Raw genomic sequence first — 13,172 nt, forward strand, 5'->3', positions numbered from 1 at the left:
GAGAACCATCATATGAACGAACAACGACTCACGAACGTGCTGAAGAACCTCGACGACATGGGCCTTGAGCAGGCTCTCATCGTGGACCCCCTCTCCATCAAGTACCTCTGCGGATACTTCACCCGCCCGATGGAGCGCTTCCTCGGGCTCTATGTGGCGCGTGGCTCGGAGCCCGTGCTCTTCTGCAACAACCTCTTCCCTGACGCGAGCGCCTGCTGCGACCACGTGGTCACCTTCTTCGACACCGATGACGTCATCTCGCTGGTCGCCGCCACAATCGACCACGAGAGGCCCCTCGGGGTCGACAAGGACCTTGCCGCCCGCTGGCTCATCCCCCTCATGGACGCGCATGCGGCGAGCGGCTTCGTCCTCGCAAGCAAGGCCGTCGACGACGCCCGCACCCTGAAGGACGCCCACGAGGTCGACCTCATGCGTCGTGCCTCGGCCATCAACGACGAGGCCATGGGCTGGCTCGTGGAGCAGCTCCACGAGGGCGTGACCGAGCACGACATCGCGAGCCGCCTGGACGACAGATACCGCGAGCTCGGCGCGCAGGGCAACTCCTTCGCCCCCATCGTGAGCTTCGGCGCCAACGCCTCCGACCCGCACCACGAGCCCGATGACACCGCGCTTGCCAAGGGCGACGTGGTCCTCTTCGACGTGGGGTGCCAGGCCGACGACTACGTGAGCGACATGACCCGCACGTTCTTCTTCGGCGCCGAGCCGTCGGATCGCGACCGCGCGGTCTTCGACCTGGTGGCCAAGGCCAACGCGACCGCCGAGGCCATGATCGCCCCCGGGGTCACCTTCGCGCAGATCGACGCGGCGGCCCGCGACGTCATCGACGCCGCAGGCTACGGGCCCGACTTCAACCACCGCCTGGGCCACCAGGTCGGCCTCTCGGTCCACGAGCCGGGCGACGTCTCCGCGGCCCACGACGAGGCGGTGCGCCCCGGTCAGTGCTTCTCGATCGAGCCGGGCGTCTACCTCACGGGCGAGATGGGCGTCCGCATCGAGGACCTCGTCTGCGTGACCGAGGACGGCTGCGAGGTGCTCAACCACTATCCCCACGACCTGCGCGTGCTCGCCTAGGTCGCATGCAGGCAGAGAGATGACGAAGGGGAGAAGGACGTATGTCCTCCTCCCCTTCGTGGCATCGCCTCGGGGCGCCTGCGGCTACTTGCCCTCGCAGAGCGCGTAGGCCTCCTCGTCGACCACGGCGACGCAGTTGGTGTGCAGCTGCAGGATCGACGCCGGGACCTTGGGGGTGACGGGGCCGAAGGCCATGTCGTAGACAGCCTGCGCCTTGTCCGCGCCGCTTGCCGCGATCACGATCATGCGCGCGTTCATGATGGTCTGCACGCCCATGGTATAGGCCTGGCGGGGAACGTCGTTGGGGTCGTCGAACAGGCGGCTGTTGGCCTCGATGGTACTCTCGGTGAGGTCCACGCAGTGCGTGCCCTTCGAGAAGGCATCGTCGGGCTCGTTGAAGCCGATGTGCCCGTTGCGGCCGATGCCCAGGAGCTGCAGGTCACAGTAGCCGGCAGCCTCCACAAGCGCGTCATACGACGAGCAGGCGTCCTCGACGTCGGGGTTGGCCCCGTCGGGCACATGGACGTTATCGGGGTCGATGTTGATGTGGTCGAAGAAGTTCTTGTGCATGAAGAAGTGGTAGCTCTGCGGATCGCTATGCGTGAGGCCGCGGTACTCGTCGAGGTTGTAGGTCTTGACCTGCGAGAAGTCGACGTCGCCCTTCTCGTACCACTTGATGAGCTGCTCGTAGGCGCCGATGGGGGTGCTCCCCGTGGCCAGGCCCAGGTTGCAGTCCGGGTCGAGGATGACCTTCGCCGAGATGATGTTGGCCGTCTTGCGGCTCATGTCGGCATAGTCCTTGCAGCGAATGATCTTCATGGTGTTACCTCCAGCTCCGGCCGCATCGGCGGCTCCCGACGGTCATTCTCTCTCTGATTTAGAGAATACCCGTTTGAGCTGGGGAAACTGGCACAGAATCATAGTACCAGTTGTAATACCAGTGCCTCGAGCGCATGGAAGCGGTGCGAGATTGAGTTCTTCTCGTCGGCAGTGAGCTCGGCCATGGTCTTGCCCGGCGTATCCGCAGGCAGGAAGAGGGGATCGTAGCCGAAGCCGTGGTCGCCCCTGGGGGCGTGGCCCACCGTTCCCTCGCAGTCGCCCTCCCCTGCCAGGTAGGTCCCATCGCGCCGAACGAGCACCACGCACGAGTGGAACCGGGCCGTCCGGTCCTTGTCGGCGATACCAGTCAGCTCGTGGAGGAGCTTCTCGTTGTTGGCGGCGTCGTCACCGTGCACGCCCGCCCAGCGGGCGCTCATGATGCCGGGGGCACCGTCGAGGGCGTCGACCACGAGGCCCGAGTCGTCGGCCACGGCGAGGTCGGCGTCGACCTCGGCCAGGGCCGCACGTGCCTTGATGAGGGCGTTGTCACGGAAGGTGTCACCGTCCTCCACCGGGTCGGGAAAGCTCCCGAGCTCCCCCAGGGCCACGAACCTCGCCCCGGGCATGTGGGGGCCGAGGATGGCCTCTATCTCGGTGACCTTGTGGGGGTTGCCCGTGGCGACCACGATGGTGGTCGGCGTGCCGGACGTGGTGCTGTCGGTGCGTGACACGCTCATGACGGCTCCCTTGCGACGTATTCCCTTATGCCGAGAAACCCGTGACCTCGTCCTGGAGCGCCACGAGGCGCGCGATGCCGGACTGCCCGAGGTCGAGCAGGTGGTCGAGGGTCGCCCGGTCGAAGGTGGAGCGCTCGCCGGTGCCCTGCACCTCCACCATGCCGCCATCGGGCGCGCCGACCAGGTTGAGGTCGACCTCGGCGTGGGAGTCCTCGGGATAGTCGAGGTCGAGCAGGCACTCGCCGCCCACGACGCCCATCGAGATGGCCGCGACCTGGCGTGTGAGCGGGAGACGCGGCAGCTGGCCCTTCTCGACGAGGGCGGCGAGGGCGTCATGGAGCGCCACCCAGCCACCCGTGACCGAGGCGGTCCGGGTACCGCCGTCCGCCTGGATGACGTCGCAGTCTATGGTGATGGTGCGCTCGCCCAGGGCCCGGAGGTCGCAGGCGGCGCGCAGGCTCCGGCCCACCAGGCGCTCGATCTCCATGGAGCGGCCCTTGCGCTTGCCGTACTCGCGCTTCGAGCGGGTGTTGGTCGAGGCGGGGAGCATCGCGTACTCGGCCGTGACCCACCCCTGGCGGCTGCTCTTGCGCCAGGCAGGAAGCGTCTCCTCCACCGTGGCCGTGCAGAGCACGCGCGTGTCACCGAACTCCGCCAGACAGCTGCCGCTGGCGTTCTTCATGACGTCGCGCGTGAGCGTGACCGGACGCATCTCGTCTGCGGCGCGCCCATAGCTACGGGCACGCGTCTCGTTCGTGTCGCTCATCGCCTAGTCCTCCTCGTCCTCTATGTCGCCGGAATCGGCCAGGGCCTCCAGGTCCTCCACGTCCACATGCTCGATGGAGGCCAGGGCGTGGCCGAAGATGAAGCCCCCCGCCACCGCGAACGACGTGATGTCGTCCGAGGTCGTGGCGAACCGGTAGTCAGGCACGTGCGCGGGCTCCGCGAGCTCGCCGCGGCGCGCGAGCGTGTCGGCCACCTCACGGCAGGTCTCCTCGGCCGAGCTCACGATGCGGACGCCTGGCCCCAGCGCCCGCTCGATCTGGTGGGCGAGGAGCGGGTAGTGGGTGCAGCCGAGCACCACCGTGTCGACGTCACGGCCGACGAGCGGTGCGACGTCCTCCTCCACGATGGCGCGGACCTCGCTGGTGTCGAAGATGGCCTTGTCGCTCATCCAGTCCTCATGGAGGTGCCGCCCTCCGGCGAGCTCGTCCTCGACGATGCTCACGAAGCGAGGGGCGGCACACTGCGTCACCCGCACGCCTGCGTCGAGGCCGTGGATGGCACGCACGTAGGCATGGGAGCGGACCGTCCCCGAGGTCGCCAGGACGCCCACGCGCCTGGTGTGCGTGGCCTGGACGGCGGCACGTGCGCCCGGCTCGATGACGCCGATGACGGGCACGTCGAGGCTGCGCTGGAGGACGTCGAGGCCTGCGGCCGTCGCGGTGTTGCAGGCGATGACCACGAACTTCACGTCCCGCTGCTCGAGCCATGCCCCCACCTGGCGCACGAACAGGCGGACCTCCCCCTGGTCACGGGTGCCATAGGGGCAGCGCTTCGTGTCGCCCACGTAGGTGATGGACTCCGCCGGCAGGGCGTGGGCCACGGCACGCGCCACCGTCAGCCCGCCAAGGCCGGAGTCGAAGATGCCTATGGGCTTGTCACAATCGCACATGATGTCTCTCAGTCGACGATAAGAACCATCCTACCGCTCGCGAGGGGATGCCATGGGCCCTCCATGGCGCGAGCGCAAGCGGGGGCGCCTACCTCGGATGGCAGGCACCCCCACGAAAATGCCTTGGTGGGCGATGAGGGATTCGAACCCCCGACCTTGTGCGTGTAAAGCACCTGCGCTAGCCACTGCGCCAATCGCCCCTCATACCTGCGTCGTTGCCGGAACAGGCTGCGGTAAGTGTACCACGGGGGCAGGCCCTCCGAAGAACGCATGCGCTTCTCGGGGTAGGCACGTATACTGGTGCCCATGGATATCACACTCGCTTCTCTCACACACCTGCTCGACGACGAGGGCCTGCTCGCCCACAGCTCCTGCGACCCCACGCCCGTGTCAGGCGTCACCTTCGACTCCCGCGACGTGACCCCGGGAGACCTCTTCGTCTGCAAGGGCGTCGCCTTCCGCCCGGCCTTCCTCGAGGCCGCGCTGTCGGCTGGTGCCGTCGGTTACCTCGCGGACGAGTCCCACGCGGCCGAGCTCGCCGCCCTGGCCCCCGACGTCCCTGCGCTGGTCGCGCACGACGACACGCTGCGCCCTGCCATGGCCGATGCCGCCGCCGAGGTCTATCGGCACCCCGACCGCGACGTCCGTGTGGTGGGCATCACCGGCACGAAGGGCAAGTCGACCGTGGCCTACCTGCTCAGGGGGATCCTCGACGGCGACGACCCCTATTCGACCTGCGGCATCACGGGCTCGATCGAGACCTTCGACGGCCTGGAGCGCTTCGAGAGCCGGAACACCACGCCCGAGGCACCCGAGGTCTTCCGCCACATCGCCCACGCCCGCGACGCGCACCTCCCCTTCATGCTCATGGAGATCTCGAGCCAAGGGCTCAAGTACGATCGGGTCCGTGGCCTCTCGCTCGAGGTCGGGGCCTTCCTCAACATCGGCCGTGACCACATCTCCCCCGTCGAGCACCCAACCTTCGAGGACTACTTCGCCAGCAAGCTCAGGATCTTCTCGCAGAGCGAGGTCGGCATCGTCAACCTCGGCTGCGACCACCTGGACAGGGTCCTCGCCGCCGCGGGAGCCTGCGAGCGGGTCATGACCTTCTCCGTGGATGCCCCAGGCCCCGTCTGCGGGACCGCCCCCGACGTCTGGGCAACGGACGTCCATCCCTCGCTCGGCTTCATCTCGTTCACCGCGCATACCCCCAGCTGGACCTCGCAGGTCATCCTGGGGATGGGAGGCCTGTTCAACGTCGAGAACGCGCTGGCGGCCATCGCGATCTGCGAGGTCCTGGGCATCGGCCAGCAGCGGGTGCGCGAGGGGCTCTCGAGGGCGAAGGTCCCCGGACGCATGGAGCTCGTGGAGTCCGGCGACGGGCAGTGCGTCGGCGTCGTCGACTTCGCGCACAACGAGATGTCCTTCGAGAAGTTCTTCACATCCATCAAGCAGGAGTATCCCGCCAGGTCCGTGGTGGGCGTGTTCGGCGCGCCTGGGAACAAGGCCGAGGAGCGTCGCACGCAGCTGCCCGCGGTGGCGTCGCACTACTGCGACCACATCGTCTACACCGAGGACGACCCCGCGCGCGAGGCCCCCTCTGACATCTGCGCCCAGCTCGTGGCGGCCACCCCGGCAGGGCAGTCGTACGAGGTCGTGCTCGACCGCACGGACGCCATCAGGCGCGCGGTCGACATCGCCCGCGCCGGACGTGCCGCCGGGCAGGAGGCCGTCGTCTGCGTGCTTGCCAAGGGCAACGATGATTGGATCAAGCGCGGCACGACGTTCGAGCCCATGGTGCCGGACGCAGAGGTCCTGCTCAAAGCCCTGCGTTCGACCGAGAGCCTCTAGATCCGAAGGAGTCCCACATGTCGCACCTGCTCTTCCCCACGGCAAGGCCCGCCGGCGAGATGGCCGAGCGCCTTCGCAAGGTCCGCTACGTCATCTCTGACGCCGACGGCACCATGCTCACCGGCGCCAAGGCGACGGTCGCAAGCGACGGCTCCCCATCCGCCGAGCTCGTCGAGACGCTCGTCGAGCTCACGCGCGCAGGCATAGGCGTGATTCCCTGCACCGGGCGCAACCGCTCGATGATCAAGGAGGACGCCCGCGTACTCGGCATGCCGGGATGGATCGCCGAGATGGGCGGCATCGTCTGCACGAGGGAGTCGAGCCAGCCCGAGTGGAGCTACTTCACAGGCGACATGCCCTATGACCCCGAGTGCGGCAGGACCCCGCACGACGTCATCTGCGAGACGGGCGTCATCGACAAGATGCTCATCCGCTTCGCCGGGCACCTCGAGTGCTACCACGACAACGGGGTCGGCTTCGAGTACCGCGAGGTCACGGTAGCCCTGCGCGGAGATGCCCCGGCCGATGTCATGCAGGACATGCTCGACGGGTGCGGGCTGCCCCTCTACCTTGCCGACAACGGCCTCGTGCCGAGGATCTCAGGCGAGACCACGCTCGAGTGCGACCTCGACCATCCCAAGGGAATCCACACCTACCACGTCACCCCCGTGGGCGTCACCAAGGGCACCGGCATCGTCCGCTTCGTCGAGCAGGCCGGGCTCTCGCCCGACGAGGTCATGGGCGCAGGCGACTCCCCGGCCGACTGCATCATCGCCGACCACGTGGGGGTCTTCCTCTTCATGATGAACGGGCTCGACCATCCCATGGCCGACGAGGAGCTCTCCGCCCGCTCCAACATCTACCTGTCGAGCAAGCCCTCGACCGATGGCTGGTGCCAGTGCATGAGGGCACTCCTGGCAGCCAAGGAGTAGCTGGGGTCAGGGCGAGGGAAGAGGGGAGGTCGGGACTCGTCGTCCCGGCCTCCCCTCTCGTTCGACCCTTGCGGGACCGGCTCCTAGAAGTCGACGTCCACGTCGTTGTAGACGCACTCGAGGAGCTTCTCCATCTCCTCCTGCGTGGGCTGACGGGGGTTGGCACCCGTGCAGGCGTCGAGCAGCGCGTTGGCCGCGACGTCATGCTTCTTGTCCTCGAACTCCTGGTAGTCGATGCAGGAGGTCTCGGACTTCACGCCGGCCTGGCCGTAGTTCTTGATGCCCTGGGGGATGTTGAGCTCGTCGTTCATGCCGCGGATGTACTGCACGAGCGCGGCCACGAGCTCCTCGTCCGTGCTGCCGGAGAGGTGCAGGATCTCCTTGGCGACGTAGGCATAGCGCTCGCGGGCACGGTCGTCGTGTGCGTTGAACTGGATGACCTTGCCGAGGTACATGGCGTTGGCGCAGCCGTGGATGATGTGCCCGCCGCTGAACGCCGCACCGGTCTTGTGGGCCATCGAGTGCACGATGCCGAGAAGGCCTGACGAGAAGGCGATGCCGGCGATGCACTGGGCCTCGTGCATGTGCTGGCGTGCGACCTTGTCACCGGTGTAGGACTGGGGCAGCCACTCGGTGATCTCACGGATGCCGTGCAGCGCGTTGGCATCGGTGAACATGCTGGCAGCCGTGGAGACATAGGCCTCGAGGCAGTGCGTGAGGGCGTCCATGCCGGTGTGCGAGCAGAGCTTGGCAGGCATGGAGTAGGTGAGCTCGGGGTCGACGATGGCGACGTCGGGGGTGATCTGGAAATCAGCGATGGGGAACTTGATGCCCTTCTCGTAGTCGGTGATGATCGAGAAGGCCGTGACCTCGGTGGCCGTGCCAGACGTGGAGCTGATGGCGCAGAAGTGGGCCTTGTGGCGGAGCTCAGGCAGACCGAAGACCTTGCACATGTCCTCGAAGGTCGTGTCGGGATACTCGTACTTGATCCACATGGCCTTGGCTGCGTCGATCGGGGAGCCGCCGCCGATGGCGACGATCCAGTCGGGGCCGAACTCCTGCATGACGGCCGCGCCCTTCATGACCGTCTCGACCGAAGGGTCGCTCTCGACACCCTCGAAGAGACGGACCTCCATGCCTGCGGCCTTGAGGTCGGCCTCGACGTCCTGCAGGAAGCCGCCAGCACGCATGCTATGGCCACCCGAGACGATGATTGCCTTGCTCCCCTTGAGGTTCTTCACCTCGTGGCGGGAACCCTCACCGAAGTAGAGATCACGCGGATTGGTAAAACGACCCATGACGTTCCTCCAAACCTAGGCCGACGAGCTTGTGCGCCGGCAACATATAAGAAGGGGACGCATCCCCTCAACGCCAAGGCTATTCACCAGCCGCACCACATGATGCAACCGGCGAGGACCAATTGGTATTGTATCCACGGCCTGAACCGGCATGCACGGGTATCGCTTCGCCGATTGTTCCGACCGCCTGCGGCAAAGACTACCTGGCACTATTTACAGAATCGAATGACTACGCTCCAATGGACATTGCAGAGCAAAGGTCCCGAGCCGCCAGTTGACGGCCCGGGACCTCATTCGTTTCAGCGAGGGACGGGTGGCCCGCCCTCCGTATGATGGGACCCTATGCCTCGGCAGGCTTCGCCGTGTCAGAGGCCTTCGCGGCAGACTCGTCCGCCGCCACATGCTCGCGGCCCATCTCGGTCCACTCGGGCTCCTCGTCGGGGATGGAGCCGGCCTTCTTGGTGAAGAGCTCCTTGAGGCAGTTGTACGAGACGATGACGCCAAGGATCACCAGCAGGACGGCGAACACGAGCTGCAGGCCCGAGGTGGCGATGACGGTAACGCCACCAGCCGCCAGCGCGCTCGCGCAGCTCATGATGCTCTGGAAGAGGGAGGTGAAGGTGCAGACGAGCAGGAATGCCACAGGCACGTAGAGCATGGCACCCTTGCGGCCGGTGCACTTGCAGAAGACGGCGAGGCAGATCATGGTCATGCCGCCCAGGAGCTGGTTCGAGGCACCGAAGAGCGGCCAGATGTTGAGGTAGCCGCCAAAGGTGAGCGCAAGGCCGGGGACGAGGGTGATGGCCGTCGCGAACCAGGGGTTGCAGAGGATCTTCTGGCCACGGGACTCGACCTTCTCGATGGCGAGGGCGTCGTTGGTCGTGGCAAAGAACTCGGAGAAGGAGAGGCGCGCGATACGGGCCACGGCGTCGAGCGAGGTGAGCGCGAGCGCCGATACGTTCATGGTCATGAAGACGGTGGCCAGCGTGGCGTTCACGCCGAAGGCCTCCATGCCGCGGGCGATGGCCGCCGCGAAGATCTGGAACGGCGTCGAGGCGGCACCTGCGTTGAGCGCACCCGTGCCTGCCGTGTTCATGTCAGAGAACATGATGCCGGCGCAGACGATGGCGATGATGCCGACGAGTGACTCGAGGACCATGGCACCATAGCCGACGGGCAGGGCGTCGGCCTCGGACGAGAGCTGCTTGGAGCTGGTGCCGGAGGAGACGAGGCTGTGGAAGCCCGAGAGGGCGCCGCAGGCCACGGAGACGAAGAGCACCGGGAACATGTAGCTGGTGACGCCGGCCTTGGTGGTGTAGCTGAAGCCCACGAACGCGGGGGCGGTCATCTCGCCCTGACCGGTGAACGAGAGGATGGCGATGCCGAAGATGGCAGAGACGATCATGATGACCATCATGATGGCCGTGAGGTAGTCACGCGGCACCTTGAGCGTCTGGATGGGCATGGCAGCCGCGAAGACCAGGTAGACCATGACGACGGCGATCCATCCGTTGGTATCGAGGTAGATCGGGAACTGCATGCCGATCGCGAACATCGCGACGAGCATCACCATGGCGACGACGAACTGTTTGACACCCTTGAGCTCGAAGCGGCGGTTGAGGAAGCCGAAGCCGATCGCGAAGAACGTGAAGAGCAGCGAGATGGTGCCGGCGGCACCGCCCGCGTAGGACTTGGTGAAGTCGACCGCACCGTCGACCACGGTGGTCTTGAAGGTGCCTGCCACCATGGACGTGAAGGCCGCGATGACGATGATGCAGAAGAGCCAGCAGAAGAGCAGGAACAGGCGCCTGCCCGTGCGCCCGATGTACTTCTCGATGAGCTGCGCGAGCGACTTGCCGTTGTTCTTCACCGACGCGTAGAGGGCGCCGAAGTCATGGACGGCACCGAAGAAGATGCCGCCGATGAGGACCCACAGCATGACGGGGACCCAGCCGAAGGCCATGGCCACGATGGTGCCCGTCACAGGGCCCGCGCCACAGATGGACGAGAACTGGTGGGCGAACACGGTGAAGCGAGAGGCAGGCTGGAAGTTCTGGCCATCCTCCATGCGGCGCGCAGGAGTGAGGGCCTCCTTGTCGACGCCCCACTTGTTGGCTAGCCAGCGTCCATACCCGAGATAGCCAATAACCAGGATCACCGCGCTGATCAAGATGACTGTGATTCCGTTCATTCCCACAAACCTCCCTTGCGTGGACGCAGGCGAGCCTCTCTCGCCACACGTGTAAATTGTCGACAGAATATGCGCCTAATCGTTATCTGTCAACATGATTTCTCCAGGTAGAATGCTGTATTCGGTAAGCGTAAACTGCATATGTGGTCTATGGTATGCATACTACATGAATACTTCACTAAAAATGCACGCAATCTCTGTGAATCCTGCAGGAAGGATACCGTTAACAGTATAGAAACGTCGTCTCGTGGCTTAGTCCGTATCGACCAAGGTGATATTGGGTAGCAGGCCTCTGCTCATAGGGTCCTCGTGGCATCCATCGCCACCCCTCCGGGCGCGCCCACATGCCCTCGCCACCTGGCCTGGGCTCCGCCCCGATGCGCTTCTCCTGATTCGATCGAGCATGGTAGGGTACGAGCCGACCGAGACGGCCTTCATCGAGAGGAACCTATGGCGTTCGACCCGTATCGCGAGGACTACCAGCGCCTGGTGTTGCGCTATGCCTCCTCGCTCGACCAGACGAACGCCCTCAAGGCAGCGCGCGCCTTCGCCTCGTTCGGTCGGCGGTTCTCCGAGACCCGGGACTCCCTGCCCCAGTCGGACTCGGACCGCGCCTTCAACCTCGTGGCACAGGCGACGAACCTCATCGACTACACCCTCCCCTTCGCCCCTGACGAGAAGCTCGAGGGCATCGCCGGCGAGGCCGAGCACCTCCTCAACGAGGCGCTCGAGCTCGACCCCGACTGCTACGACGCCCGTCGGATGCTCACCATCGGGGCCCACGCGTCATTCGACGAGTGCTATCACGCACTGCTCCAGGGCCTCGAGGAGGTTCGACAGGGCTGCGAGGGTCGACGGGATGCCGCCACCGAGCGGGCCCTCGACCCCGCGACGCAGACCACTGCTGCCACACCCCTCACGTCCGGCGATGCGCGCGACGCCGCCGACCTTGCCGCCTCCATGGAGCTCTGGCCCTTGGAGCGCTGGCTGGCCACGCTCGCCTCGAAGGCGCTCATCTGCGGCCGCTACCGCGCGTGCGTCACGCATTCCCTCCAGCTTCTCGACCTCGACCCCGAGGACCTCCCCGACGTACGCCTCACCTGTGCGCTCGCCTATGCCAAGCTCGAGGATGACCAGGGGCTCGAGGCCCTCGCCCGACGTTGCTCAGACCTCTCTGACGGCAAGGCGGAAGACGCCTGGCTTGCCCTGTCCCGCATGGCGATCGCCTTCAAGAGAGGTGACCTCGATGGGGCAAAGGCCCATGTCAGGGGCCTGATAAAGACCTATCCCTTCGCAGGGATGACCCTCTCACGCCAGGACGAGCTCCCGGACGGGGTCTTCTCGAGGCTTGACGTCGACCCCTTCGGCGAGGACGAGCTCATCCTCGCCGTCTCGGAGGCGACCGTCGTCCTCCAGGAGGGCCGCGACCCCTCCGAGAGGGGGACGCTCGGCTCTTGGATGGCCAAGCTCCCCGAGGTCGTCGACGCCGCCCGGAACGACGAGCAGTCAGACCGCGATGCAGGCCCTCGCCCTGACGGGGGCACCTCGCCGATCGGTCCCACCGCGGGAGGAGGCGAGGGGAAATGAAGGCCCACTCAGAGCTGGTACGCCGCTGTGCGCTCGACCGCCTCGAGACGATAGGGCCCCTCTCGAAGGAGGGGTTCGCAGAGCTCGAGCTCGCAGTGGAGCGAGACATCGACTCCTTTGTCGAGACGCCGCAGACCAGGGCCTTCCAGGTGGTCGCGGAGGCCCTCCCCAAGGCACAGCCGACCAAGGATGACGAGCTGCTCGATGACGAGGCCTACGTCCAGGAGCGCGACCGCAGGCGGGCACGGCTCAAGAGGGCCTGCGACTCGGCGCTCGCCCTCGACGATCGATGCCTCGACGCGCGACTCCTCGAGGCCATCATGGCCGAGGACGACCCGGAGGCCCTCTTCGAGCGCCTCCTCTCACTCTGGCAGGGGGAGTCGGGAGGACTCCCTACCCTGGAGCCAGATACGTCCGACGCATGGTCCGACGTGCTGTCCCACCCGCTCCTTCGCCTGGGCGCCGCACTCTCGAGGGCGGAGCTCGAGACCGCCCGCTATCGCGCGTCGGCCGAGATGGCCTCCCTCGTCATGTCGCGGATGCCCCACGACGAGCTTGGGTGCCGCCACACGTGCGCCTTGGCCTATGCCCGCCTCGAGGACGAGGATGCCTTCGGACGGCTGGATGCGAGCAACGACCGTCATGGCGACGCCTGGACCCATGTCGCCCGAGCCCTGCTCCTCTACAAGCTCGATCGCATGCCCGCAGCGCACCGCGCGCTCCTGGGCTTCGCAAGGCTCTGCGAGGGTGGGTCATACGCGTTGCTCAGACCGACCTATGTCGAGGCCTATCTGCCCGACCGCCCCGAGGTGAGACAGGGAAGCTTCGAGGAGGCGCAGCTCGCGCTCCACGAGGCCGACCCCATCGTCGTGGACACCCCTGACTTCGTCGCGTGGGCCGCCGACCAGGAGGGCATCGTCGACGGAGCCGTCTCGTTCGCCGAACGCGAGGGACTTGACTGGTAGGGGCCACGTCCCCGCAACAGAGTCC

11 protein-coding genes and 1 tRNA gene are annotated in these 13,172 nt (G+C 66.2%); 5 read left to right on the forward strand and 7 right to left on the reverse strand.

Translation table 11 applies throughout. The features are described 5' to 3' along the window. Positions 1-12 precede the first annotated feature (12 nt). The gene (locus LKE50_01490) at positions 13-1,092 is read left to right on the forward strand and encodes a Xaa-Pro peptidase family protein (GenBank protein ID MCH3967310.1); all 1,080 of its coding nucleotides are present in this window, start codon (positions 13-15) and stop codon (positions 1,090-1,092) included. Positions 1,093-1,176: 84 nt separating this feature from the next. Here LKE50_01490 and nagB read toward each other — a convergent pair whose 3' ends face one another. The 5 genes from nagB to LKE50_01515 all read right to left on the reverse strand — a co-directional run bounded on the left by nagB (position 1,177) and on the right by LKE50_01515 (position 4,523). After that, on the reverse strand, positions 1,177-1,911 hold the full coding sequence (nagB, locus tag LKE50_01495) for a glucosamine-6-phosphate deaminase (protein ID MCH3967311.1): 735 nt from the start codon (positions 1,909-1,911) through the stop codon (positions 1,177-1,179). 98 nt (positions 1,912-2,009) lie between these two features. Beyond that, positions 2,010-2,648, reverse strand: coding sequence for an RdgB/HAM1 family non-canonical purine NTP pyrophosphatase (gene rdgB, locus LKE50_01500; protein ID MCH3967312.1), 639 nt, complete (start codon positions 2,646-2,648; stop codon positions 2,010-2,012). Between the two features lie 25 nt (positions 2,649-2,673). Next, a complete protein-coding gene (rph, locus tag LKE50_01505; protein ID MCH3967313.1) occupies positions 2,674-3,414 on the reverse strand; it encodes a ribonuclease PH in 741 nt (246 codons plus the stop codon). A 3-nt stretch (positions 3,415-3,417) separates the two neighbouring features. Next, positions 3,418-4,323 carry a glutamate racemase gene (gene murI / locus LKE50_01510; protein ID MCH3967314.1) on the reverse strand — a complete coding sequence of 302 codons (906 nt, stop codon included), beginning with the start codon at positions 4,321-4,323 and terminating at the stop codon, positions 3,418-3,420. A gap of 124 nt (positions 4,324-4,447) precedes the next feature. Further along, positions 4,448-4,523, reverse strand: a tRNA-Val gene (locus LKE50_01515). Between the two features lie 106 nt (positions 4,524-4,629). On the opposite strand from LKE50_01515, the gene LKE50_01520 reads away from it, so the two are divergent. After that, positions 4,630-6,174: a UDP-N-acetylmuramoyl-L-alanyl-D-glutamate--2,6-diaminopimelate ligase gene (locus LKE50_01520; GenBank protein ID MCH3967315.1), complete on the forward strand. Its 1,545-nt coding sequence runs from the start codon at positions 4,630-4,632 to the stop codon at positions 6,172-6,174. A gap of 17 nt (positions 6,175-6,191) precedes the next feature. Then, positions 6,192-7,106, forward strand: a complete 915-nt coding sequence (locus tag LKE50_01525) for an HAD hydrolase family protein (protein ID MCH3967316.1) — start codon at positions 6,192-6,194, stop codon at positions 7,104-7,106. Between the two features lie 83 nt (positions 7,107-7,189). Here LKE50_01525 and LKE50_01530 read toward each other — a convergent pair whose 3' ends face one another. Both LKE50_01530 and LKE50_01535 read right to left on the reverse strand, forming a co-directional pair. Further along, positions 7,190-8,404 (reverse strand): iron-containing alcohol dehydrogenase, encoded by a 1,215-nt coding sequence (locus tag LKE50_01530; protein ID MCH3967317.1) that lies wholly within the window; start codon positions 8,402-8,404, stop codon positions 7,190-7,192. Between the two features lie 340 nt (positions 8,405-8,744). Further along, positions 8,745-10,595 (reverse strand): carbon starvation protein A, encoded by a 1,851-nt coding sequence (locus LKE50_01535; GenBank protein ID MCH3967318.1) that lies wholly within the window; start codon positions 10,593-10,595, stop codon positions 8,745-8,747. Positions 10,596-11,045: 450 nt separating this feature from the next. Here LKE50_01535 and LKE50_01540 point away from each other — a divergent pair, with 450 nt between their 5' ends. Next, a complete protein-coding gene (locus LKE50_01540; protein ID MCH3967319.1) occupies positions 11,046-12,182 on the forward strand; it encodes a response regulator receiver protein in 1,137 nt (378 codons plus the stop codon). Beyond that, positions 12,179-13,147, forward strand: a complete 969-nt coding sequence (locus LKE50_01545; protein ID MCH3967320.1) for a hypothetical protein — start codon at positions 12,179-12,181, stop codon at positions 13,145-13,147. Before LKE50_01540 ends, LKE50_01545 begins: the two co-directional genes overlap by 4 nt. Positions 13,148-13,172 lie beyond the last annotated feature (25 nt).

The sequence above is a fragment of the Atopobiaceae bacterium genome (assembly GCA_022483015.1).
Lineage (GTDB): Bacteria > Actinomycetota > Coriobacteriia > Coriobacteriales > Atopobiaceae > JALCUE01.

Coding starts and splice junctions, on each gene's coding strand:
- LKE50_01490 (MCH3967310.1), top strand. CDS start 13: ATGAACGAACAACGACTCACGAACGTGCTGAAGAACCTCGACGACATG.
- nagB (MCH3967311.1), bottom strand. CDS start 1,911: ATGAAGATCATTCGCTGCAAGGACTATGCCGACATGAGCCGCAAGACG.
- rdgB (MCH3967312.1), bottom strand. CDS start 2,648: ATGAGCGTGTCACGCACCGACAGCACCACGTCCGGCACGCCGACCACC.
- rph (MCH3967313.1), bottom strand. CDS start 3,414: ATGAGCGACACGAACGAGACGCGTGCCCGTAGCTATGGGCGCGCCGCA.
- murI (MCH3967314.1), bottom strand. CDS start 4,323: ATGTGCGATTGTGACAAGCCCATAGGCATCTTCGACTCCGGCCTTGGC.
- LKE50_01520 (MCH3967315.1), top strand. CDS start 4,630: ATGGATATCACACTCGCTTCTCTCACACACCTGCTCGACGACGAGGGC.
- LKE50_01525 (MCH3967316.1), top strand. CDS start 6,192: ATGTCGCACCTGCTCTTCCCCACGGCAAGGCCCGCCGGCGAGATGGCC.
- LKE50_01530 (MCH3967317.1), bottom strand. CDS start 8,404: ATGGGTCGTTTTACCAATCCGCGTGATCTCTACTTCGGTGAGGGTTCC.
- LKE50_01535 (MCH3967318.1), bottom strand. CDS start 10,595: ATGAACGGAATCACAGTCATCTTGATCAGCGCGGTGATCCTGGTTATT.
- LKE50_01540 (MCH3967319.1), top strand. CDS start 11,046: ATGGCGTTCGACCCGTATCGCGAGGACTACCAGCGCCTGGTGTTGCGC.
- LKE50_01545 (MCH3967320.1), top strand. CDS start 12,179: ATGAAGGCCCACTCAGAGCTGGTACGCCGCTGTGCGCTCGACCGCCTC.